This window comes from Chryseobacterium sp. 7, from assembly GCF_003663845.1.
GTDB lineage: Bacteria > Bacteroidota > Bacteroidia > Flavobacteriales > Weeksellaceae > Chryseobacterium.
In genome coordinates, this window is the sequence record NZ_RCCA01000001.1 from 4275591 (window position 1) to 4299738 (window position 24148).

24 protein-coding genes are annotated in these 24148 nt (G+C 36.2%); 21 read left to right on the forward strand and 3 right to left on the reverse strand.

The annotated features are described in order from the left end of the window. The first annotated feature begins 99 nt into the window (after positions 1-99). The 5 genes from CLU97_RS19600 to CLU97_RS19620 are packed head-to-tail and all read left to right on the forward strand — an operon-like array spanning position 100 to position 6733. Positions 100-3753 (forward strand): MMPL family transporter, encoded by a 3654-nt coding sequence (locus CLU97_RS19600; protein WP_121489420.1) that lies wholly within the window; start codon positions 100-102, stop codon positions 3751-3753. 42 nt (positions 3754-3795) lie between these two features. Beyond that, positions 3796-4710: a dialkylrecorsinol condensing enzyme DarA gene (locus tag CLU97_RS19605; protein ID WP_121489421.1), complete on the forward strand. Its 915-nt coding sequence runs from the start codon at positions 3796-3798 to the stop codon at positions 4708-4710. 1 nt (position 4711) lies between these two features. Then, complete coding sequence (locus CLU97_RS19610) at positions 4712-5851, forward strand: beta-ketoacyl-ACP synthase III (protein ID WP_076595497.1); 1140 nt, start codon at positions 4712-4714, stop codon at positions 5849-5851. Continuing rightward, positions 5851-6282, forward strand: a complete 432-nt coding sequence (locus CLU97_RS19615) for a hypothetical protein (protein ID WP_121489422.1) — start codon at positions 5851-5853, stop codon at positions 6280-6282. Before CLU97_RS19610 ends, CLU97_RS19615 begins: the two co-directional genes overlap by 1 nt. A gap of 7 nt (positions 6283-6289) precedes the next feature. Further along, entirely contained in the window at positions 6290-6733 is a 444-nt protein-coding gene (locus tag CLU97_RS19620; RefSeq protein WP_076595495.1) for an ABC transporter permease, read from the forward strand. A gap of 292 nt (positions 6734-7025) precedes the next feature. Here CLU97_RS19620 and CLU97_RS19625 read toward each other — a convergent pair whose 3' ends face one another. Beyond that, positions 7026-7205 carry a bacteriocin-like protein gene (locus tag CLU97_RS19625; RefSeq protein WP_076595494.1) on the reverse strand — a complete coding sequence of 60 codons (180 nt, stop codon included), beginning with the start codon at positions 7203-7205 and terminating at the stop codon, positions 7026-7028. Between the two features lie 302 nt (positions 7206-7507). On the opposite strand from CLU97_RS19625, the gene CLU97_RS19630 reads away from it, so the two are divergent. The 16 genes from CLU97_RS19630 to CLU97_RS19705 all read left to right on the forward strand — a co-directional run bounded on the left by CLU97_RS19630 (position 7508) and on the right by CLU97_RS19705 (position 20040). Next, positions 7508-7912, forward strand: a complete 405-nt coding sequence (locus CLU97_RS19630; RefSeq protein WP_121489423.1) for a hypothetical protein — start codon at positions 7508-7510, stop codon at positions 7910-7912. A gap of 60 nt (positions 7913-7972) precedes the next feature. Further along, complete coding sequence (locus CLU97_RS19635) at positions 7973-8968, forward strand: BtrH N-terminal domain-containing protein (protein ID WP_076595525.1); 996 nt, start codon at positions 7973-7975, stop codon at positions 8966-8968. 1 nt (position 8969) lies between these two features. Further along, positions 8970-9728, forward strand: a complete 759-nt coding sequence (locus CLU97_RS19640) for an ABC transporter ATP-binding protein (RefSeq protein ID WP_076595492.1) — start codon at positions 8970-8972, stop codon at positions 9726-9728. Continuing rightward, positions 9715-10983 (forward strand): ABC transporter permease, encoded by a 1269-nt coding sequence (locus CLU97_RS19645; RefSeq protein ID WP_121489424.1) that lies wholly within the window; start codon positions 9715-9717, stop codon positions 10981-10983. The genes CLU97_RS19640 and CLU97_RS19645 overlap by 14 nt, the downstream gene beginning before the upstream one ends. Continuing rightward, positions 10973-11401 carry an acyl-CoA thioesterase gene (locus CLU97_RS19650; RefSeq protein ID WP_121489425.1) on the forward strand — a complete coding sequence of 143 codons (429 nt, stop codon included), beginning with the start codon at positions 10973-10975 and terminating at the stop codon, positions 11399-11401. Before CLU97_RS19645 ends, CLU97_RS19650 begins: the two co-directional genes overlap by 11 nt. Further along, a complete protein-coding gene (locus CLU97_RS19655; RefSeq protein WP_121489426.1) occupies positions 11398-12555 on the forward strand; it encodes a beta-ketoacyl synthase N-terminal-like domain-containing protein in 1158 nt (385 codons plus the stop codon). Before CLU97_RS19650 ends, CLU97_RS19655 begins: the two co-directional genes overlap by 4 nt. Positions 12556-12565: 10 nt before the next feature. Continuing rightward, on the forward strand, positions 12566-13105 hold the full coding sequence (locus CLU97_RS19660) for a 3-oxoacyl-ACP synthase (RefSeq protein WP_121489800.1): 540 nt from the start codon (positions 12566-12568) through the stop codon (positions 13103-13105). A gap of 74 nt (positions 13106-13179) precedes the next feature. Further along, positions 13180-13437 carry a phosphopantetheine-binding protein gene (locus CLU97_RS19665; RefSeq protein WP_034692439.1) on the forward strand — a complete coding sequence of 86 codons (258 nt, stop codon included), beginning with the start codon at positions 13180-13182 and terminating at the stop codon, positions 13435-13437. An 88-nt stretch (positions 13438-13525) separates the two neighbouring features. Beyond that, positions 13526-14725 carry a beta-ketoacyl-[acyl-carrier-protein] synthase family protein gene (locus tag CLU97_RS19670; RefSeq protein WP_121489427.1) on the forward strand — a complete coding sequence of 400 codons (1200 nt, stop codon included), beginning with the start codon at positions 13526-13528 and terminating at the stop codon, positions 14723-14725. Continuing rightward, positions 14722-15783 carry a beta-ketoacyl synthase N-terminal-like domain-containing protein gene (locus CLU97_RS19675; RefSeq protein ID WP_121489428.1) on the forward strand — a complete coding sequence of 354 codons (1062 nt, stop codon included), beginning with the start codon at positions 14722-14724 and terminating at the stop codon, positions 15781-15783. The genes CLU97_RS19670 and CLU97_RS19675 overlap by 4 nt, the downstream gene beginning before the upstream one ends. A gap of 170 nt (positions 15784-15953) precedes the next feature. Further along, entirely contained in the window at positions 15954-16709 is a 756-nt protein-coding gene (locus CLU97_RS19680) for a polysaccharide deacetylase family protein (protein WP_121489429.1), read from the forward strand. Next, positions 16702-17328: a LolA family protein gene (locus tag CLU97_RS19685; RefSeq protein WP_121489430.1), complete on the forward strand. Its 627-nt coding sequence runs from the start codon at positions 16702-16704 to the stop codon at positions 17326-17328. The genes CLU97_RS19680 and CLU97_RS19685 overlap by 8 nt, the downstream gene beginning before the upstream one ends. Beyond that, on the forward strand, positions 17294-17929 hold the full coding sequence (locus tag CLU97_RS19690; protein WP_121489431.1) for a hypothetical protein: 636 nt from the start codon (positions 17294-17296) through the stop codon (positions 17927-17929). The genes CLU97_RS19685 and CLU97_RS19690 overlap by 35 nt, the downstream gene beginning before the upstream one ends. 81 nt (positions 17930-18010) lie before the next feature. Beyond that, a complete protein-coding gene (locus CLU97_RS19695) occupies positions 18011-18382 on the forward strand; it encodes a 3-hydroxyacyl-ACP dehydratase (protein WP_121489432.1) in 372 nt (123 codons plus the stop codon). A 4-nt stretch (positions 18383-18386) separates the two neighbouring features. Continuing rightward, positions 18387-18863: a hypothetical protein gene (locus CLU97_RS19700; RefSeq protein ID WP_121489433.1), complete on the forward strand. Its 477-nt coding sequence runs from the start codon at positions 18387-18389 to the stop codon at positions 18861-18863. A gap of 4 nt (positions 18864-18867) precedes the next feature. Next, positions 18868-20040 carry a DUF2062 domain-containing protein gene (locus CLU97_RS19705; protein WP_121489434.1) on the forward strand — a complete coding sequence of 391 codons (1173 nt, stop codon included), beginning with the start codon at positions 18868-18870 and terminating at the stop codon, positions 20038-20040. Between the two features lie 51 nt (positions 20041-20091). Here CLU97_RS19705 and CLU97_RS19710 read toward each other — a convergent pair whose 3' ends face one another. Both CLU97_RS19710 and CLU97_RS19715 read right to left on the reverse strand, forming a co-directional pair. Continuing rightward, on the reverse strand, positions 20092-22731 hold the full coding sequence (locus CLU97_RS19710) for a T9SS-dependent M36 family metallopeptidase (RefSeq protein WP_121489435.1): 2640 nt from the start codon (positions 22729-22731) through the stop codon (positions 20092-20094). A 160-nt stretch (positions 22732-22891) separates the two neighbouring features. Beyond that, positions 22892-24142 carry a DUF3887 domain-containing protein gene (locus tag CLU97_RS19715; protein WP_228437815.1) on the reverse strand — a complete coding sequence of 417 codons (1251 nt, stop codon included), beginning with the start codon at positions 24140-24142 and terminating at the stop codon, positions 22892-22894. Between the last annotated feature and the right edge of the window lie 6 nt (positions 24143-24148).

Consider the following 24148-nt stretch of genomic DNA (forward strand, 5'->3'; position numbering starts at 1 on the left):
CAAAAATAGAATATTTTATTGATTTTCAGTCAAAACTTGTCTCGAACTATTTTGATCTAATGCTTAAAAATTTAAATTTGCAGACTTGATTCAAATGCAATGCATCGCTTTTTTATATTTTTATATTATCTGATTTCCAAAAATAAAATACTATCTGTACTCACAGCATTAGGAGTGGCTGCTTTATGTTTATTTTTTGCATCAAAGATCAATTTTGAGGAAGACATCAACCAGATTATTCCAAAAAATGAAAAATCTGATCTTACCGCCAAAGTTCTTAAACAGCTTAATTTTTCGGACAAAATTATTGTTATCATAGAAAATAGATCCGGCGAAGATAACTTTCAGCTTTCGGAAACAGCTGATGCTTTTTTGAAAAAGATAGAACCTTTACAGAAATATATCGGTTCTGTGCAGGGCAAAGTGAATGATCATGAAATTTCAGAAACATTTGATTTTGTTAATCAGAATTTACCTTTATTCCTTAATGAGAGTGATTATCAGGAAATTGACCGCAAACTTCAAAAAGACAGCATCGCCAGTCAGGTAGAGAACAATTATATTTCTTTGGTTTCCCCTACCAGCCTTGTTACAAAGGAATTTATAAAAAAAGATCCTCTGGGACTTACCTTTTTAGGAATCAAAAAACTGAATGCTTTAAACATCAGTAAAGATTTTAAACTGGAAGACAGTTATATTGTAACCAAAGACGGTAAAAATCTCTTGCTTTTCATTGATCCTAAAAATAAAAGCAATGACACAAAAGCCAACGAAGCATTTGTAGATCAGCTTAATTTGATAAAAAACGGAATTAATAAACAGTTTAAAGGAAAAACGGAGATCAGTTATTTCGGTTCTCCGGTGATTGCTGTGGCCAATGCAAAGCAGATTAAAAAAGACATTCAGAATACAGTAGTGATTTCTATGACGGTTCTTCTGATTCTTCTGATCTATTATTTCAGAAATTTCTTTACCCCCATCATCGTTTTTTTACCAACCGTATTTTCCGTATTACTCGCTTTACTGGTTCTTTATTTTATTAAAGATAAGATTTCCGCTATTTCATTAAGTGTTGGTGCCATTCTGATTGGAATTACTATAGATTATGCTTTGCACATTCTTACCCATTATAAGCATAACAATAATATTGAAGAGCTTTACAAAGAGATTACACAACCTATTATATTAAGTAGTGCAACCACTGCCGTTTCTTTCTTATGCCTGGTTTTTGTACGTTCTGAAGCATTGAAGGATTTGGGGCTTTTTGCAGCAATTACAGTGATTCTTTCTTCCATTTCAGCTTTAATTATTGTTCCTCAGTTGTACAAACCCAAAGAGAAAGGAGAACACCTTAATACGAACTTCATCGACAAAATTGGGTCTTATCCTTACGAGAAAAACAAACCGTTGATCATAGGATGTTCCGTTATTATTCTTGCCTGCCTGTTCGGATTCAGGCACGTAGGCTTCAATGAAGACATCGGTGATCTGAATTATATCCCGAAAGAACTTAAAATAAGCGAGGCAAAACTGCAGAAGCTTTCTGATATCACGTCAAAGTCCATTTACACCATCTCTTATGGAAACTCTGAAGAACAGGCATTGACCAGAAATTCTGAACTGAGCAGCTTCCTTGAAAAAGAAAAAAAAGAAGGTAAAATATTAAGCTACAATTCTATCGGAAGCATTGTTCTTTCAGAAAAAGACCAGCAAAAAAAGATTGAGAAGTGGAACAGTTTCTGGAATGATACCAAGAAAAACCAAACTCTTTCCGAACTGGTCAGCAACGGCAACAAATTCGGGTTCAACAGTTCTGCTTTTGATAGTTTCAATGAAGCACTGCATAAAAATTACGCTTCATTAACTCTGAAAGATTATGAGAAAATAAAAGCGCTCCAGATTTCAGAATTTATGAATAATGAAAATGGCTTTTACACGGTTTCGAATGTGGTAAAAGTAGACGAAAAGAAACGGGATGCCTTCATTAAAGATATTGAAAAGAAACATGATGCTATTGCCATTGACCGCCAGCAGATGAATGAAAATTTCCTGGGTCTGCTGAAAAGAGATTTCAATACACTCATCAACTATTCTCTTTTAGCCATTGTTCTGACGATTATTGTATTCTTCAGAAATTTTGAATTAACCGTTCTTACCATGTTCCCGATTGTTTTAACGGGAGTTGTAACGGCAGGAATTCTTTATTTCTTAGGTTTAGAATTAAATATTTTCAGTACTGTCGTGTGTACCCTGGTGTTTGGAGTAGGAGACGATTTCAGTATTTTCCTTACCCAAGCCATGCAAAAAGAGCACACTACAGGAAAAAATGAATTACCTACTTACAGAACTTCCATTATCCTTGCAGTCTTCACTACTATCCTTTCTATTGGATCTTTGATCTTTGCTAAGCATCCTGCTCTGCACTCTTTAGCTTTGGTTGCATTGATAGGAATGTTCTCCGTAATTATCATTACCTCCACCCTATACCCTTTCTGGTTCAGGTTATTCATTACCAACCGGGCAAAAAAAGGGCTTTCTCCGATTACGTTGAGATTATTACTGAATTCGGTCTTATCATTTTTATATTACGGACTTGGTGGACTTCTATTTTCAGCTTTCGGAAGCTTCTTTGTGAAAAATTCCCAAGGGAAAATGCTGAATATGATCAAACTTATTTTAGCTAAATTTTTAACTTCTGTCCTTTATTCTAATCCATTTGTAAAGAAGAAGGTCATTAAAAATACAGCTGAAGATTTCAGCAAACCTGCCGTTATTATTGCCAACCACACCTCTTTCCTGGATACATTGGCTATTGCAATGGCTACCCACAAAATTATTTATCTGGTGAATGACTGGGTATACGATTCTCCTGTTTTTGGAAAACTGGTAAAGGCACTTGGATTTTATCCCGTCTCACAAGGAATCGAAAATGGGATGGTTCAACTGAAAGGAAAAATTGCACAGGGATACTCTCTTGTGGTATTTCCCGAAGCAGAACGTTCATATACCAATGATGTGAAGAGATTTCATAAAGGTGCATTTTATCTGGCTGAGCAATTCGGGTTAGACATCTTGCCTCTTTACATTCATGGAAACTCAGAAGTATTGCCGAAAGGAGATTTCATTATTTACGATGGAAGCATTACCGTAAAGGTAGGAAACAGAATCAGCAAAGACGATATGAGCTTCGGCAAAAACTATTCTGAAAGAACCAAAAAGATCAATGCTTATTTCAGAGAAGAATTTGCAAAGCTGAGAGAAGAGATAGAGGATGAGAATTATTTTAAAAGTAAATTATTCCTGAGCTATCTTTATAAAGACGCTGAAGTGGTAAAAGAAGTAAAAGAAGACTTTAATGCAAATAAATCAGTATATTTCGAGCTTAATAAGCACATACCCAATGATGCCAACATTCTTCATATAGCTGATGATTTCGGACAGAAAGACGCTTTATTAACCTTATACCAAGCAAGCCGAAGAGTGTTTTCTCTGATAAAAAATGATGATAAAAGAGCAACGGCTGCTCATAGCTATCTGGTAAAAAGAAGAAAGATCCAGTATATAAAAGACCTTTCGGAGGTGAATAAGAAGATTGATGTGCTATTGGTCTCAAATGATAGCTTCACATGGAATGATATCCAGGATCTTCCTGAAAAAATCATTTTTGTCAATACGAAAAATGCGGTGCCTGAAAATGATAATTATGCACTGGAATTTAGTTCTGAATCATTAAAAGTATTTAACACTAAATAATACATATGAAAAACATATTTTTGTAAACGCTAAAGAAAACTAATGAAGAAAAATATACTTGTCATATATTATTCACAAACCGGACAACTTGAAGATATTGTGAGAAACATAGCCAAACCTTTTGATGCTCGAAAGGAAGCTTATGATATTACGTACTACAACATTCAGCTCAAAGAAGATTTTCCTTTTCCATGGCCGGGTGATGTTTTTTTCAATACTTTTCCTGAATCTTATTTACAGATTCCCAAAGAAATCCTTCCGCCTTCAGAAGAAATTCTGAACAAAAAGTATGACCTTATTCTTTTTGGATATCAGGTATGGTATCTCACACCATCCATTCCTATTATTTCGTTCTTAAAGAGTGATTATGCGTCACGTATTCTTAAAGATACTCCTGTAGTCACCATCTCCGGAACCAGAAATATGTGGATGCTTTCCCAGGAAAAATTAAAAGTATACTTAAGAGATTTACAGGCTAAGCTTGTAGGAAATATTGCATTGGTTGACAGGCACGACAATTATACAAGTGTACTGACTATTCTTCGCTGGCTTACAACAGGACAGAAAGAAAAATCAGGAATGCTTCCCGCTGCAGGGGTTTCTGATGAGGAAATCATAGGATCGGTAAAGTATGGCGAGATTATTGAAAGACATTTTAAGAATAATGATCTCAATAATTTGCAGCCGGATCTTGTGAAAAACGGAGCCATTGAAATCCGCGCGTTTCTCGTAAGGGTAGAAAAGGTAGGAAATAAAATTTTTACAGTGTGGTCTAACCTGATTATCAAGAAAAAAGAGAAACGTCCATTGCTGATAAAATTCTTTAAGGTATATTTGATGGCAGCGATATGGATTATCTCACCTGTCGTTTTGGTTTTACACCTGCTTACAACCCCTATATTTTGGTTTAAAAGACAAAAACAAAAAAGATATTTACAAGGAATTAATTTAAAATAGAATGTACGACGTATTTATAACAAAAGCATCAAAATACTTACCCAATGAGCCGGTAGCGAATGATGAAATGGAGACTTATCTTGGGCTTATCAATGATGCGCCATCTAAAGCAAAATCACTTATCCTAAGAAATAATAAAATTACAACCAGATACTACGCTTTAGATAAAGAAGGAAATCCTACACACTCTAATGCGCAGCTTACTGCAAAAGCAATTGAAGGACTTTTTGATGAAAACTTCAAAAAGGAAGACATGAAGTTATTATCTGTAGGAACTACTTCACCAGACCAGATACAGCCGTCTCACGCTTCTATGGTACATGGTGAACTGAACATCGGAAAATCTATTGAAATTAATACTTCAACAGGTCTTTGCAACTCTGGAATGAATGCCCTGAACTATGGATTTCTATCTGTAAAAGCAGGCGTACAGGAAAATGCAGTGTGTGCAGGCTCCGAAAGAATGTCTGCATGGATGACTGCTGATAAATTCAACCATGAGGCTGAAAATTTAAAATTACTGGAAGAAAGACCTATTATTGCTTTCAAAAGAGAATTCCTGAGATGGATGCTTTCTGACGGAGCAGGTGCGTTTCTTTTAGAAAATAAACCGAGAGAAAACAGTACTTCTTTAAGAGTAGAATTCATTGATTTCTATTCTTATGCTCACGAAATTGAAGCTTGCATGTATGCAGGATGCGATAAGCTGGAAGACGGAAGCCTGAAATCCTGGGCAGATTACCCTTCTGATGAATGGTTAAAACAGTCTATTTTCGCTATCAAACAAGACACTAAAATTCTTGATAAATACATCCTGGTAAAAGGAGCAGAAAGTTTAAGATCATCTTTTGACAAGCACAATTTGGATCCCGAAAAAATTGACCACGTATTGGCTCACATTTCTTCAGGCTACTTTAAAGACGGACTGAAAGAAGAGTTTGCTAAAAAAGGAATGGATTTCCCTGCAGAGAAATGGTTCTATAACCTTTCTGAGGTTGGAAACATCGGAGCCGGATCAATATTTATTGCTCTTGAAGAATTAATGAATTCCGGAACTTTGAAAAAAGGAGAAAAAGTACTTCTTTGTGTTCCTGAAAGTGGAAGATTCGCTTATTCTTGTGCTTTATTAACGGTTTGCTAATGGAAAACAAACTGCCGACATCCGATAAAGATTTTGTAGAAAGCCTTATTCCGCAGCGTTTTCCTTTTGTAATGGTACATGAGTTATCAGAATATTCTGAAAACCATCTTCTGTCCGGTTTTGAAATAAAAGAAGACAACCTTTTTATACAAGACGGATTCTTTCAGGCATCAGGTCTGATTGAACATCAGGCACAGAGCGTTGCACTGCATACAGGATATAAATATTATCTGCTGGGAAAAGAGGCACCTACAGGATATATCGGGGCCATTAAATCTTTTGAAGCGGAAACACTGCCTAAAGTAGGAGATCAGCTGAAATCTGAAGTAACCATCCTCAATGAAGTAATGGGAGTAACCCTTGTGGATATCGTTACAAAATTAAACGGTGAAGTGATTGCAAAATCTCAAATGAAAACCGCTGTAAAATAAACTGGAAATGGAAATAAAGGAAGAGAATATCATCAATATACATAACTTTTTACCGCATCGTGAACCGATGCTGATGGCAGACTATATCCTGGAACTGACCAAAGAAAAAGTAGTGACTTCCTTTGAAATAAAAGAAGATAATATCTTTGTTCACAACAATGAACTGGCAGAAGCCGGACTGATTGAAAACCTGGCACAAACCTGTTCATCTATCCTTGGGCAAAGCTTCTTCGAGAATCCTGAAGCAGATACAAAAGTAATCGGGTTCATTACCAACATCAAGAAGATTGAGATATTTGGACTTCCAAAAGTGAATGATAAAATCATCTCCAAAGCCTCTCTTATTTCACAGTTTGAGAATATTTGCCACATTTTCTGTGAAACTTTTAATAATGATGAATTATTAATCAGAGCGGAAATCAACCTGTTTATTCAGGAAGTAAAATCCTAAAGATCAATTGAACATAAATATAGAAAAGCTGTACAAAACGTGCAGCTTTTTTTGTTCTAAATATTAATCTTAAATGGATTTGTGAAAATTCAGGTAATTCATTTGTCTTGTCATATTTTCGAAAGGCAATTGATAACCAATAAATTACACTTACAAAACCTCATCATAAGATGAATTATTTCACGTGAAACATTGGAGAAATCCGTGAAACTCTGATGGTCAGGGAGAAACACAAAAAAATATGCTGCTTAGGATCTAAACAGCATATTTCTTAATTGAAGCTTTAGTATTTTTAGATAATAACTTCATAATCATTACCTCCGCAAATCTGCTCAGCAGAGCTTGCAATATCAGTATTAACCCCTACATTACGTATCTGGCCATTCGTACCGTTAGCACACGAAATATAAGCAGTTAAACCTCCTTTTACAGTTTTCAATTGATTTTTTGTAAGTTGTCTTAAATTTTTCATGGTTTTTGTTTTTATTAGTTTTTTAATTATTGAGACAAACAAATATAAATAAATTAACCAAAGATCAAACACAATACGATTAATCATCAGCTTTTTTAACAATATTTATAATTTAACATAACTTTTTTATACATTTCAAATATTAAATTAATGAATAGTTATATTTTGAAAGGTAATAATACCTGATTTTCGAATTACGATAACCATATAATGTATTTTCACTATTTTAGCCACCTGATAAAAGAATCAAAAAACAGGTGAATATTTCCCATCTGTAATCTAAAAAAATGAACATTATTTAGATGAAAAAACAAGACCTGCCTCAAGACGAAAGTAACCTTAAGTCTGCCAACATGACAGAAGTTCTGTATGTGACGGATGAGAACGACAATTACACCACAGCAAACAGTACAGGCTGGGATGCCAAGAAAGCTGCACTGGATGAATCTATGGAGCTTATCTATGAAAGAATTGAGGAAGCAAAACAAAATGTAGCCCATAATGTAGCAAGTCCTATTGCCTATTTTATGGAACTGAACAAAATGGATCTGGGAGTCCTTGCTTCTTATGTAGGAATGTGGCAATGGAGGGTAAAAAGACATTTTAAACCCAAAGTATTTAAAACACTAAGCGAAAATGTACTGAAAAAATATGCCGATGCATTCGGTATTTCAGTGGATGAATTAAAAAACTTCAACGGAAAATAAATGAAATGGGCCAGAAATACTGCCCGTTCCATTTGACCAATGAAAAGATACAATCTGCAAATGAAATTAAACTTTGAACACCATCAGACTGCGCATTGCGAAAACGGTGTTGCTTCTAATCTACTGCTTAATAAAGGCCTGAAACTGAGCGAACCTATGATCTTCGGGATCGGTTCAGGATTGTTTTTTGTCTATCTTCCTTTTTTAAAGGTGAATTTTGCTCCGGGCTTCAGCTATCGTCCGATGCCGGGCGCTATTTTCAGTAAAGCAGCCAAAAGACTAGGAATTAAAATCAAAAGAGAAAAATTCTCCAATCCTAAAGATGCTCAAAAAGCTCTTGAAAGAAATCTGGAACAAAATATTCCGACCGGACTTCAGGTGGGAGTTTTCAACCTTACTTATTTTCCTGAAGAATATAAATTCCACTTCAATGCCCACAACCTTGTGGTGTATGGAAAAGAAGACGGAAAATTCCTGATCAGTGATCCGGTAATGGATTATACAACCTCCCTTTCCGAAGCTGAACTGGAAAAAGTAAGATATGCAAAAGGAGCACTTCCTCCGAAAGGACATATGTACTACCCTGTTTATGTTCCGGAAAATGTAAATCTTGAAGAAGCCATCAAAAAAGGAATTAAAGACACCTGTAAAAATATGCTGGCACCCGTACCTCTTATTGGAGTAAAAGCCATGAGATGGGTAGCCAAAAGTATCCCGAAATGGGCAGAAAAGAAAGGCACAAAAGTAACTAACCATTATTTGGGGCAGTTGATCAGAATGCAGGAAGAAATTGGAACCGGAGGCGGAGGCTTCAGATTTATCTATGGTGCATTTCTGCAGGAAGCAGCCGTTATTCTTAAAAATGATGAGCTGAAGGAATTATCAAAAGAAATTACTTCTATTGGTGATCTTTGGAGAGACTTTGCAGTGGATATTGCCCGTGTTTACAAAAACAGAAACTCAAAAAGCAATATCTATAACGAACTTTCTAAAACGATGCTGCACATTGCAGATCTGGAAGAAGCTTTCTATAAAAAACTGAGAAAAGCGATCTGATATGGCAGAAAATATGATTGAGATCAAAAACTTATACAAGAAATACAAAAATTCTGATGAGTTTTCTGTAAATGATATTTCTTTGAGCATCAGCAAAAATGAAATCTATGGAATTCTCGGGCCCAACGGAGCCGGAAAAACAACACTGATTTCTATGCTTTCAGGACTCATAAAACCTACGTCAGGACAATTTACCATCAATGGATTATCACCACAGAAAGACGGCTTTAAAATCAGACAGATTATCGGAATTGTTCCTCAGGAATATGCTTTATACCCAACCCTTACTGCTAAAGAAAACCTGATGTTTTTTGGAAGTCTGTATGGTTTAAAACACAACCAGCTCAAAAAAGCAATTGATGATTCTCTGGAAATCATGGGACTTTCAAAATTTGCAAACAAACAGGTAGGGCAGTTTTCAGGAGGAATGAAGCGCCGCTGCAACCTCATCGCCGGCACTCTTCATAATCCTAAAGTTTTATTCCTTGACGAACCAACAGTAGGTGTGGATGTTCAGTCTAAAAAAGCAATTATTGACTATCTTTTAGATTTAAACAAACAGGGAACCTGCATTATTTATACTTCCCATCACCTTTCGGAAGCGGAAGAATTCTGTACAAAAATTGCCATTATAGACCATGGAAAAATTCACGCTGTGGGAACGCCTGAAGAGCTTGTTTCACAGATTGCCAATGCTGAAAATCTTGAAGACGTTTTCATTTCATTAACCGGAAAAGAATTAAGAGATGTTGTTGTATAAACTGTGGAGAAGTTTTATTAAGGAAATTCTTCTGCTAAAAAGAGATATTGGAGGAATCGTCATCATCTTTGTGATGCCTTTGCTTTTGATTGTAACCATTACCCTTATTCAGGATTCTACCTTTAAAAACCTTGAAGGATCAAAGATTCCGATCATTTTTATTGATCAGGACAAATCTGAAGTTTCAAAAAATATAAAAGCGGAACTGGAAAACAGCAAAACATTCCAGCTGCTAACCAATTTCAATGAAAAATCTGCTCAGGATGCGGTCTTTTCCGGAGATTATCAGATGGCGATTGTCATTCCGGAAAATTTAACGAAAGATTTAAATTCCAATATTGATTCTAAAGTTCAGACCATTGTAAGTTCTTTCGGACTGGAAGGAGATTCTGCAAAAGTAAAAACAGCAGCTCCCAAAACCAAAGAAATTCATTTGTACTTTGACCCTGCTACCAATGCCGGATTCAAGAACTCTGTGATGAATTCTGTGAATAAAATGGTTTTTGAAATTGAAAATAAAAAGATTTACAAAGCATTCCAGGAGCAGCTGGGAACTACCGAAAATCTTGATGAAAATAAAAACCTCATCAGCTTTAAAGAAATCACACCCAAAAAAGGAGAAATGGACGTAATGCCGAATTCTGTTCAGCATAATGTTCCTGCATGGACGCTTTTTGCGATCTTTTTTATTGTAGTTCCTTTATCCATCAATCTGGTAAAAGAAAAAAGTCAGGGAACAAGTGTAAGAGCAAGAATAAGCCCTACGCCTTATTTTGTCCATATTTTAGGAAAAACATTTACGTATCTGATCATCTGTATCATTCAGTTTTTATTGATGGTTGCTGTAGGTATTTATCTTTTCCCTTATATGGATCTTCCGGCTTTTGATGTATCCGGAAAAATGTTCCAGCTGATAACAGTAACGCTGTTTGCAGGATTGGCTGCCATCGGATTTGGAGTTTTATTAGGAACTATAGCCGATACACAGGAACAGTCTGCCCCATTTGGAGCAACGTCTGTAGTGGTTTTGGCTGCTATTGGCGGAATCTGGGTTCCTGTATTTTTAATGCCGGAATTCATGCAGACCGTAGCCAAATTCTCTCCTATGAACTGGGGACTGAACGCCTATTATGATATTATTTTAAGAAACAGCGGAATTGGCGGAATTGCCAAAGAACTGGTTTTCCTCTTCTTATTCTATATTGCCACCGTAGCCATTTCCATTTTTTACGAAAAAAAACAAAATGCAGTCTAAAGAAAACATATTAACCTGTACTGAAGAAGTAAGAGTACGATTCAACGAGACAGATCCGTTGGGAATTGTCTGGCATGGGCATTATATCGTATATTTTGAAGACGGAAGAGAAGCTTTCGGGCGTCTGCACGGTCTTACCTATCTTGATATTCAGAATGCAGGATTTGTAACGCCTATCGTAAAAAGTACCTGCGAGCATTTTCTTCCTTTAAAATATGGAGAAACCTTCAAAATTGTAACTACTTTTATCAACTCTGTTTCTGCTAAGCTTATCTACAGATATGAGCTTTTCAATCAGGAAGATCAATTGGTATGCAGTGGTGAAACCATTCAGGTTTTTCTTGATAGCAACGGAAGCTTATGCCTGTACAATCCGGAGTTTTTTCAAAACTGGAAAGATAAAATGGGATTATCATGAGGAAGGAAATTTACATTACAGACTACAATTGTGTAACGCCGTTGGGCTTCAATATTGATTCCAATTGGAAAGCCCTTTCAGAAGGACAGTCTGGAGTTGCTTTACATAAAATCATAGACAATCAGGATCCTTTTTATGCTTCTATGATTGATTCTGACGAACTGGATGAAGAATTCAACAGATTCTTTACTCAGAATACAATTAATTTCACAAGACTGGAAAAGATGCTTCTTTTAAGCTTACTGCCTCTTGTTGAGAAGCATTCTATATCAGAAGACACCGCTTTTATCCTTTCCACTACAAAAGGAAATATCAGCCTGTTAAAAAACCAGTCTGAATTACCGGAAGGCGTTTATTTATCAAAATTAGCAGAAAAAATTGCAGATTTTTTTGGATTTAAAACAAAACCAATCATCGTTTCCAATGCCTGCGTTTCTGGGGTAATGGCGATTTCTGTTGCCAAAAATATGATTCAGGCAGGAAAATATAAGGATGCTTTTGTGATTGCAGGTGATGAGCTTTCTGAATTTGTTATTTCAGGATTCAATTCATTTCAGGCTATTGGCTCCGGGCCTTGCCAACCTTATGATAAAAACAGGGACGGGATCAACATCGGTGAAGGTGCTGCTGCAGCTTATGTAACCGGTTGTCATTCTGACGAAGGAAGAATCCCAAAAAACGAAAAATTTAGTTTTAAAATTCTGGGAGACTCTGCCGTGAATGATGCCAATCATATTTCCGGCCCTTCAAGAACGGGTGACGGTTTATATGCCAGTATAAAAAATGCAATGACAGAAGCGAAGGTTTCTTCAGAACAGATTGATTTTATTTCTGCTCACGGAACGGCTACTTTATATAACGACGAAATGGAAGCCATCGCTTTCAACAGAATGGATCTTCAGGATATTCCGCTCAACAGTATGAAAGGATATTATGGACATTGCCTTGGTGCATCCGGACTCTTGGAAAGCATTATTTCTATGGAAAGTGCCCTTCATAGTACTCTGCTTCCCTCGAAGAATTTTGAAGAAATGGGAGTTACCCAGCCTTTGAATATCATCAGAGAAAACCAAACTGCGGAAATTAAATATATTCTAAAGACCGCTTCAGGTTTTGGTGGCTGTAATGCGGCTATTGTATTGGAAAAATGTTAAATTGAATGTAATGAAGAAAACAAACACCTGTACCATAGAACATTCAAAAATAACTGTTGACGGACATCTTATTTTTGAAAGCCAGAGCGAAACTTTTCAGGAATTTGCCAAAGAAGCGTATAAAAGTTTAGATCTCAGCTATCCTAAATTTCATAAAATGGATAATTTGAGTAAACTGGCTTTTCTTTCCGCAGAAACTATTTTGAAAAACGAAGATCACAGCAGAACAGCTATTGTTTTTGCCAACAGATCATCCAGTCTGGATACCGATTTCAAATATCAGGAAAGCATCAATGACCAGGATAACTTTTATCCGAGTCCTGCAGTTTTTGTCTACACTTTACCCAATATCTGTGTAGGCGAAATCAGCATTAAGCACAAAATGCAGACAGAAAATGCTTTTTTTGTGCTGGATGAATTTGATGAGAAATTTTTGAATGATTATTCTGAACAAATCCTGCAGTCCGGCAAGGCTGACAAAGTATTGTGTGGCTGGGTAGAATTGTATCAGGAAAATTACAAAGCTTTTGTATATTTGCTCACCTTATAAAAATGTAACAATATAACAGTGCAATGATGTAATGATCTTTATGATATACTGAAACACTGATAAACAACTTAATTATGGAAAACTTAAAAACAGAATTGAAGCACAAAATTATTGAAGTTCTTAACCTTGAAGATGTATCTGTAGAAGAAATCAAAGATACTGATCCGTTATTCGGAGGAGGATTAGGACTGGATTCTATCGATGCTTTGGAATTGATTGTTCTTCTTGATAAAGACTACGGGATAAAATTAGCTGATCCTAAAAAAGGAAAGGAAATCTTCCAATCTATCGATACGATGGCTAAATTCATCGAGGACAACAGAACAAAATAATTATTATTTAAACGCAGGGTTATCAGAGAAGAATACAATAAAAATCTTTTCTGTCCATTGCGTTAAATAATTCAAGAAAAACTAATTAATGAGTCAAAAAATTGCCATAACAGGAATGGGCATCATTTCCTCCATCGGAAACAATGTGGAGGAAAATTTTATTTCATTACAATCCGGAAAACATGGTATTTCAGATATCGAAATGTTTGAAACCCGCCATGCCGGAATCATTAAAACCGGTGAGATAAAACTAACCAATGAAGCGCTTGTAGAGAAACTTCACCTTGATGAAGACAATAATATAACAAGAACCTCTTTATTGGGAATGATTGCCGCCAAAGAAGCCGTAGAAAGTGCCGGAATATCAGATATCAACAGCTGCAGAACCGGGCTTATTTCTTCTACCAGTGTCGGAGGAATGGATATTACCGAAAAATATTTCTACTCTTACGAAGACTTTCCTGAAAAGCAAAAATATATTGACGCCCACGATGCCGGAAATTCCTCATTGGCTATTGCTGATTATCTGGGATTAAAAGGGATGGTTTCTACTATCAGTACAGCCTGTTCATCAGCTGCCAATGCAATTATGATGGGCGCTAAACTGATCAAAAACGGAGTTTTGGACCGTGTGATTGTCGGAGGAACAGATTCTCTTTCAAAATTTACTTTGAATGGATTCAATACCCTGATGATTCTTACCGACTCTTACAATACTCCTTTTGACAATAACAGAAAAGGACTGAATCTTGGGGAAGCCGCCGCTTTCTTAGTGCTTGAGTCCGAAGAAATTGTCAAAAAAGAAAACAAAAAGGTTCTTGCTTATCTTTCCGGATATGGAAATGCCAATGATGCACACCATCAGACCGCTTCTTCAGAAAACGGACAGGGCGCATTTCTAGCCATGCAGCAAGCCCTTAAGATTTCCGGATTGGAAAAAGAAAATATAGATTATATCAACGTTCACGGGACAGCGACTCCTAATAATGATTTATCTGAAGGAATTGCCATGATCAGAATCTTCGGAGAAAACAAAGTTCCTGAATTCAGCTCTACGAAAGCATTTACAGGTCATACTTTGGCTGCGGCAGCAGGAATTGAAGCTGTATTTTCAATTTTAGCCATGCAATACAGCCTGATTTTCCCGAACCTGAATTTTAAAACAAAAATGGAAGAGTTTGACCTTACTCCTGTTACTGAATTGAAAAAGAAAAACATCAATCATGTGCTTTCCAACTCATTTGGATTCGGAGGAAACTGTTCTACCTTAATTTTCTCAAAATCATGAGTGCAGTATACATCAACAGTGCATCCTGTATCTCAGTTCAGGACACATTAAACGAAAATATTCTTCAGAACCTTACTCCAGAGAATTCTTCAAATATCATTAAGGCAATAGAACCCAATTACAAAGAGTTCATTCCGCCTGCAATGATCAGAAGAATGTCTAAAACAGTAAAAATGAGTTCCGTAGCATCTCATTATGCATTAAAGGAGGCTGGAATTGAAAAGCCGGATGCCATCATTGTAGGAACCGGAATGGGATGCTCACAAGATTCTGAAAAGTTCCTGAAAAATGTGATTGATAATCAGGAAGAGTTCCTTACACCCACCTTTTTCATCCAGTCTACTCACAACACGGTAGCAGGACAGATTGCGTTGGGATTGCAGTGCCATGCATATAATTTCACCTATGTAAATACTTCTTCTTCACTGGAATTTTCATTACTGGATGCTCAGCTTCAGATTAATGACGGGGAAGCAGAAAATGTTCTGGTAGGCTCCACAGATGAACAGACGGATAGAACAATGGAATTGTACTGTTTGAATAATACTATCAAAAAAGAGACAGATCTTCCTGCCGACTACTTAAATTCCAATACCAATGGAGTAATCTGGGGTGAAGGAGCCAGCTTTTTTGTGGTAGGAAAAAATAAAACTGAAAATTCTTATGCTAAGCTTAAAAATATTCAGATCAGCAGCAAAGTCGATTTGAATGAAGTACAGAAATTTATCCAAAATTTCTTAACTCAAAACAATCTGCCATCTCATGATATTGATGCGGTTATTTTAGGATTTAGCGGAGATGCAGAATCAGATACATATTATACAAAAGCAATGGGTCTGTTTCCAAGTTCATCACAATTGTATTATAAACATTTGAGTGGAGAATTCAATACAGCAAGTGGTTTTTCAACGTTTATGGCTTGTCATATCCTTAAGGAACAGCAGATCCCTGAAATCATGATGATCAATTCTCAGAAAAAAGAAAACGTGAAGAATGTTCTTCTTTACAATCATCTGGGAGGTCATGATCACAGTCTGGTATTATTGGAAAAGGCATAATTGTTGAAAAGTCAATAGTGACTTTCTTACAACCAAAGCAGTACTGCTGTCATTCTGACGAAGGAAGAATCTCTGCTTTTATATGATAGATTCTTCATTTCACTTCGCTACATTCAGAATGGCAGAATGGGTATAAATCCTGGAAGTTTAACAATAAAAAACAGTCAGCAATGAAACATTATCTCTTCATCCTGTTCTATCTTTTCTGCAACGTATTTATTTATGCGTTCCATGGAAGCTTTTGGGTGTATCTGTTTTGTTTTTTTGCTTTTTCTGCTGTAGTCGTTTGGGGTTCATTTGATATCGGACTGGGATATTTTGTGAACAGCATTACCCATAAACGAACCAGAATCAAAGAAGTAGCTCTTACATTTGATGACGGGCCTACAGAATTTACTCCAAAGTTTTTAGACCTGCTTAAAGAACATCAGGTAAAAGCAACCTTTTTCTGTATAGGAAAACAGATTGAAAAATATCCTGAAACATTTCAGAGGATTATTGCAGAAGGTCATACCATTGGAAATCATACGTTATCACATTCCAATTCTACAGGGTTTTTATCGACTTCAAAAATGATAGAGGAAATTGAAAAATGTGATGAAGTCATGAAAAATGCAGGAAATATTGAAACTGGCCTCTATCGGCCGCCTTTCGGGGTAACGAATCCCAATATTGCAAAAGCAATCAAAAAGACAAATAAAATAAGCATCGGTTGGAATGTCCGATCATTAGATACCATCACTGATGACGAAAAGAAGATCTATAACAGAGTAACCAAAGGCCTGAAAAATGGGAGTATTATCCTTCTTCACGATACTTCGGAAAAGACCTTTCGGGTGCTGAAAGATTTATTAGTATTTTTGGAGGATAAAAAATATTCAACCTTTACTGTTGATACAGTTATAAATTCAAATAGAAATGATTAAAAATATTGCTTTCGGGGCATTCTTATTGGTTTCCGGGTTCTTTTTTGCACAAAACACAGCAATGTCAGGAGCTGAAGCCAAAGCATTTGTATCGAAGGTTTCTTCAGAGACAAAAGAGATTAAAACCTTGCAGAGTGATTTTACCCAGACCAAAAAAATGGATTTCCTGGATAAAAGCATTGTTACTTACGGGAAAATGTCTTTACAGACTCCCAATATGCTGAGCTGGAGATATACCAAGCCTTATCAGTACAGTATTGTTTTTAAAAGCAATAAAATTTTCATCAATGATCAGGGGAAAAAATCTTCTGTAGATGCCAAGAGCAAAACATTTGAAAAAATCAATAAACTGATTGTAGGAAGTTCAAACGGAACAATGTTCAATGATCCGGAGTTCACCGTAACGTATTTTAAAAACGTTAATTACAATGTGGCGAAGTTTATTCCCAAGACATCACAGCTGTTGAAATACATCAAACAGATTGAGCTTTATTTCCCAAAGAACCAATCTACAGTTTCCCAGGTAAATATGACTGAGGCTTCCGGAGATACTACGAATATTGTTTTCAAAAATACAAAGATCAATGCTTCCATTCCTGCGTCAGAGTTTTCTTTATAGCCTTATTCTGATATTGGCAGTCTCCTGTAAAACATATCAGTTAGCAGATGTAAAGCCTGTTTCTTCCTCTGAGAAAGTGGTTGAAAATTTATACTTTTCTTCCGGTGAAGATTATGTCTACAAATGCCAGATGGATATTTATAAAAACCATGTGAGCGGAATTCTGATCATCAAAAAACTGAATGAAACAACACATCGCGTTGCTTTAACTTCAGATTTTGGAAATAAATTGATTGATTTCGAAGTTTCTGAGAATGACTTCAAACTGAACTATGTACTTCCTGATCTGGATAAAAAAATAGTCATCAATTTTCTGAAAAACGATTTTCAGCAACTTCTAAAAAGAAAATATCCAGTCAGTGAAAGCTTTGAAAACAGCAATGCTAAAATCTATCTTTCAAAAATGGAGAATAAGAGGTATTATTTATTTTTCAACAGGGAGAACGGTTTATTAAAAGAGATTGTTTACACCAAAAGCAACAGGGAGAAAATCGATTTCACTTTTGATGCAAAAAAACCTATCTTCGCGGATAGCTTAAATCTACAGCACAAAGACTTTAAGATCAATATAAAACTATTTCAAATAACCGAAACAGAATAATTTCCCACAGGAAAAACATGTACAGCCATAAACGTCTTTTCAGACCAGTGCAGTGTACATTTAATCTTAAAAAATAAGATCATGCAAACCATTCTTACAGATTTTTATACTTTAACATCATACGATAAAACAGAAGACGGAAAGTTTACCGCTCACATCCACCTGAATAAGGACCACGAGATTTTTAAAGGACATTTTCCTGGAAATCCGGTAACTCCCGGTGTTTGTATGATGCAAATTATTAAGGAATTGACTGAAGAATTTACAGGTTCAAAATTATTCCTGAAAACAGCTTCTAATGTAAAATTCATGGCGATTATCAATCCTTTTGAGACTCCTGATCTGGTACTTCAACTGGATATTGCTGAAAATGAAGAAGATGTTAAAGTAAAAAATACAACTTCTTTTGGCGAGACTATTGCATTGAAATTGTCTGTAAGCTATAAAAAATAACATCATGAAACTAATCTTCTCATTCATAGCAGCATTTGTTTTTTTCTTTCAGTCTGATCTTGAAACACTGAGAAACAGCTATGCTAAAGCCAATGAATCTAATACCAATACTACCAGCTTCATTGAAACTGCAGAAAAACAATCCGGTTCGGATGCCGTCACTGTAGGATACAAGGCAGCAGCAAAGATCATGGAGGCCAAAATTGCAAAAAGCAACAGAAAATCATTGGTAAAAACAGGCGCAACAAGCCTTGAAGCTGTTATCAAAAGTAATCCTAATAATGCAGAGCTTCGTCTGATCAGACTAAGCGTACAGGAAAACATTCCGAAAATTGTAGGATACCGTGGAAGCCTGAAGGATGATAAAGCTTTCCTGTTGAATAATTACAGCAAACAAAATACAGCTTTAAAAGGCTATATCAAGAGGTTTGCTATACAATCCAAAACCATTACAGAGGCGGAAAGAGCCACTTTAAAATAAAAAAATGTCCCTTGCTGAAGTACAAAATGCAATTTCTGAAAAGAAAATATGCGTTTTAATACCTACCTACAACAATGAGAAAACCCTTAAGAGGGTTATTGACGGTGTTCTCAATTACACCGAAAGTATTATTGTGGTCAATGATGGTTCTACAGATTCTACTCCACAGATCCTTTCTCAATATCCTCATATTACAGTAATTTCCTTACCGGAGAACAAAGGGAAAGGAAATGGGCTTAAAACAGGCTTTAGAAAGGCCAAAAAGTCCGGATATGATTATGCCATTACCATTGATTCGGATGGGCAGCATTATCCGGATGATATTCCCGTATTTGTAGAAGCTCTTCTTGAGGAAAAAGAGGAAGTTCTTCTGATTGGAAACCGAAATATGTCTCAGGATGGAATTCCTAAGAAAAGCAGTTTCGGAAACCGTTTTTCCAATTTCTGGTTCTGGTTTGAAACCGGTATCAAGCTGGAAGATACGCAATCTGGATACAGACTTTATCCGTTACATAAAATTCCAAAGAAATATTTTACGCCTAAGTTTGAATTTGAGATTGAAATCATTGTAAGAACTGCTTGGAGACATGTTCCGGTAAAAAACGTTCCGATTAAGGTTTTGTATGATCCCGCAGAACGTGTTTCTCATTTCAGACCCTTCAAAGATTTTACAAGAATCAGTATTCTGAATACGGTTTTGGTAACCATTACTTTACTTTATATTATTCCGAGGAACTTTCTGAATAATTTCAAAAAAAAAAGCTTTAAAAGGTTCATTCAGGAAGATGTCTTAGAAAGTGACGGAAGCAACCGTACAAAGGCATTTTCTATCGCCTTAGGAGTTTTTATAGGACTTTCTCCTTTCTGGGGATTTCAGACACTTCTGGTGATAAGTTTATCTGTGCTTTTTAAGCTTAACAAAGTCCTTGCATTTGTAGCATCCAATGTAAGCCTTCCTCCTTTCATTCCTTTTATCATTGCGGCTTCGCTATTTCTTGGGGCTCCGTTTGTAAGTGGTGACAGTGATATTTTAAGTCAGGATTTAAATTTTGAACTGATTAAAAACAATCTGCTTCAATACATTATCGGCAGCTTTATCTTAAGCACTACACTTTCTGTTCTTGCGGGCATGGCTTCTTTCCTATTTTTGAATAAAGTAAGCCCGGAAAACAATTAAAAAAGCCCGGAACAAAGTTCCAGGCTCATCACAATTAGTTATTATAAATTTCTATTTAGAAACAATAATCTTTTGAGAATAATCAATTGAATCATTGCTCACTTTCACAATATAAGCTCCATTGATTAATTTTTCTGCGCTGATGGTATTCTGCTTGTTAAGGTTAACGCTTTCCTGTGAAATCAGCTTTCCTGTAAAGTCATAGATAGAAACCGTAGTAATTCCTGATAGTTTCATATCAGACGGAGTTTTTATCGTGAATTCGTTTCTTACAGGGTTTGGATAGATAGATATTCCTTTAGAATTGTTAGTTTCTTTTACTGCCAATGCTTCACATTCTGCAGGTACAGTAAAATCTTCTACCTGATCACTCATGTCCGCTAAAGGTTGATTCGCTCCAATTTCCAATCCATTAAGACCTCCTGCAGATGCATTCACTCCTAATCCTCTTTTAGCAAATACTCTCCAGATCATACATTTATCTACCCCATTTGTTTTTGCCGCTTCAGCAGCAAGGATAGCATCTCTTCCCTGAGCAAACGTAGGGTTACATTGCTGTAATTTAAGAGCATCCATTACCAACTGTAAAACTCTAGCACTTCCACTGTTTGGATCTACAAGAACGTTACTGCTGTATCCATATTTTTCTACATATTTCCAGTTAAGATCCCAAAGCATACTTGCCCAAATAAATCCGATACTATGAACATCCGGTACTGTAACAGCAATTCCTGAGATACTTGTACTTATTTTCATTCCGTTTGTACGTCCGTAAGTATAATCATTGATTGCAAAATCCGGTGAGTATTTTGCTGGTCTGATTCCAAGACCAGTAGTAGTTTGCCCTGAAACAAAAGTTCCTACCCCCCTTGCTATAGCAGAAGTATCTCCCGGTCTGGTTGTCATCATCAAAGCGAAGAAATCAGACCATCCTTCTCCCATCTGCTCATTAGACGTAAAATAAGATAAACATGAGCTTCCTGTCCCGGTAAGACGATTAGAAATACCATGACCATATTCGTGGCTGATTACCCCGTTATCCAAACTTGCATCTTTATAAACAGCAGTTGTTTTTAATGTAGCATTTCCTACAATACCGTTAGTAAGGTCATTTACTAAAAACTGACCTTCTGACAGCCCTACCATAATAGTTGGAATAGTGATGGTAGCATCTGTACCTCCCAGTCCTATAGGGGTATCACTTGACGGGTGGTACTGAATAACTCCTACTGCACCTGCATCTTGTAAATTTTTTGTTTTAACAGTGAAATTACATCCTGCAGCACTTACCACAGCTATCTTTCCTACCAGACTTCCTGCAGTAACCGTAGTACATGCATTAGCTGGCGTTGAAAGAGCAAGATCTCCTGTTACAGGAGGATTCCCCATAATTTGAGGTCCAAAGCTGGCTGTTGTAGCGATTGGCGCTCTGGAAGTATAAGTAGACGGTGAATTATAATAAAGATATCTTGCGTTTCCACTTGGTGAAAAAAGGAACATCTGCATTCTTCCGCTTGTTCCGTCTGCTCCCGGATTAAAGTTGGCATTATTAAGACCGCTTCCATCTCTTGATTCCGCAAGAACCGGGTCGTTACCTGTGCCTCCGTTTCCAAAATTGTTTACCTGATAATTTCTTGCAGATTCCGTAAACCCGAATTTATAAAATACATCATGCATTTTATTGGAGTTGTAGAATAAATTAGTTACTGCTGCTGAAGTATAGGTAGTGTGGGCCGCCGTTACATCCAAAGGAAAATCAAATGTTCTGTTTGCTCCTCCATCAGGAGAAAACTGAGGTGTATTGGTATTATTTTCGTCAGTATATGCAAATGTATTATTTCCTCTTGTTATGGTATAATGGTTAGTACCATCAGAGTGCCATCCTTCCGGTGAAGCGGTCAGATCCCAAGGATTTGTAAGCAATGTTCTCGCTCCAAACGTAGGTGCTTCTGTAGGAAACGCAAATACATTATAAGAAGCATTATCTGGTAATAATACAAAATTTGCTGGATTCTGAAGGTTTGCAGCAGCAATATTAGCAGGTAAAGAGGTTTGAATATTTTGTGCAAATGCTTCCGACTGATGATCGTAAGCTTCGTCATGGAAGTTACAAGATAATGTCGTGTTTTCCTGATACAAAATAGTACCATCTTCTGTACTAACGATGGTATTCCATACGTTGCCTGTTCCTTTTTCTTCAACGTAGAATTGATACCCCAGTGTCAATTCTCCTCCTTTTGCAAAGTAAACGGTATTAGCCATGATCGGCTCTTCTTTTCCGTCTACATTCTTAACAGAAGATAATCCATTCAGCTTTTGGATGGTACTCGCAATTAAAGCGTCTTTTTTACCACTTTCTTTTCCTTTAATAACAGAAGGGTAGTTCTTAATAAAGGTATCTGCAAAGTTGAGCACTTTACCCTCTCTGATTAAAACGTTGGCAGAACTTCCAAAAACCGGAATACCATTAATGGTTTGCTGTATCCCTACAACATCTCCATTTAAGCTCTTTGAAGGATCTACATTGATGATTTTGAATGTTTTCAGTTCAGGATTTATTCTTTGAAATGGTCCCTGAGCAGAATTAACGTACTCCTTAATGGTCTGTTCATATTTCTGTGCAGATAATGCACTTACACTGAAAATAGAACAAAACAGCAACAGTTTAACACTTAGTCGAAATTTTTTCATTTAGATTACTTTTAACAAATATTAATAGATTAGATTCAATAGTTAGTAGGGAATCAATCTGAAATGTTACACATTTTTCTAATATTTATTTAAAAATATCAATTTAAACAAAAGAAAATACCTATTCTTTCTTCAATTCATCAAAAAAATGTGAAAATTATCACAAAATAAACTGTGTCAAATCTTTTAAAAACTGCTCATCTACCTTTCCTTTCGTTTCATAATCTTTTGGAGAAGGTTTCCCGGAACCAACTATAAATAAATGACTTAAAGATGGATACAGTTTAAACACTGCTGCTTTATTGTTCTTCAGCTCATTCTTCCAAAGGTTGAAATCTTTCTCAGTGACCTGATAATCTTTTCCGCCCTGTGCAAAAAACATAGGAGCTTTAATTTTTTTCACCTCGTTAAGCTGATTGTAATTTTTTAAATATTGCCAGTACGCAGCAGACTGCCCCAAAGGAAGTTCAGATGCCGGTGAATTTAAATTAAATTGAGATGAGTTTAAAAAGGCCACCTGCTTTTTTACTTCCTGAACAGCCTGTGCAGAAACTTTAGCCGGATCCATAGCATGAAGATATTCGTATTGCTCAACTAACAGATCCTGAAGCGGTCTTGCATTTCCTGCCATAAAAATATACTTTGAAACCTGGGCTTTTTTTGCAATTTCAGGCATCAGATAAGCTCCCTGGCTGTGTCCGAGAATAATAATCTGGTATCCTTTAAAATCGGCATTATTCTTAAAATAATCGGCTGCATTCACTGCATCATTGATGGTTTCTTCCTCTACAGTAGACTTTTCATTGAATGCCTCCGGGTAGGTATAAGTCCTTTTATCATATCGGTAAGAAGCAATTCCGTTGGCTAAAAGATATTCTGCAATATCTTTAAATGGTTTGTTTTCTCCAATGGTTTCATCCCTGTCATTCGCCCCGGAGCCATGCACGAAAACAACCAGTCTCTTTTTATCATTGGAAGGCGGAATCAAGAGTGTTCCATTCAATTCTATAGCATCACTTTTTATTTTCAAAGTGGTTTTCTCGTCCGGTTTTTCAAATGTTTTATGAGGAATTAAAAAGAAACCCATTAATTTATTGCTATCACTAAAGGTAAGCTGAACATCCAGCTTTGTTTTTTCAAATTCAGAATAATAATAGTACGTATTTCCTTCATGGTTTACTTCAAGGATATTTTTTAATCCTCCAAGTTGTTCCTGAAGCTGTTCTGTGATGGATTTAAGCTGCTCTACCGGAATCAATCCCGCTACAGAAGAATCAAAATAAGAATGTGCTTTTTCTGTATTTTTATCTATCAGCAAAGTTTTGATGAAAGTATTGCCAATCTCTTTTCTGTCCTGAGAAAAGGATAAAACAGAGTAAACAATAAATAGTAAGGTTAAAAGCTTTTTCATAATCAA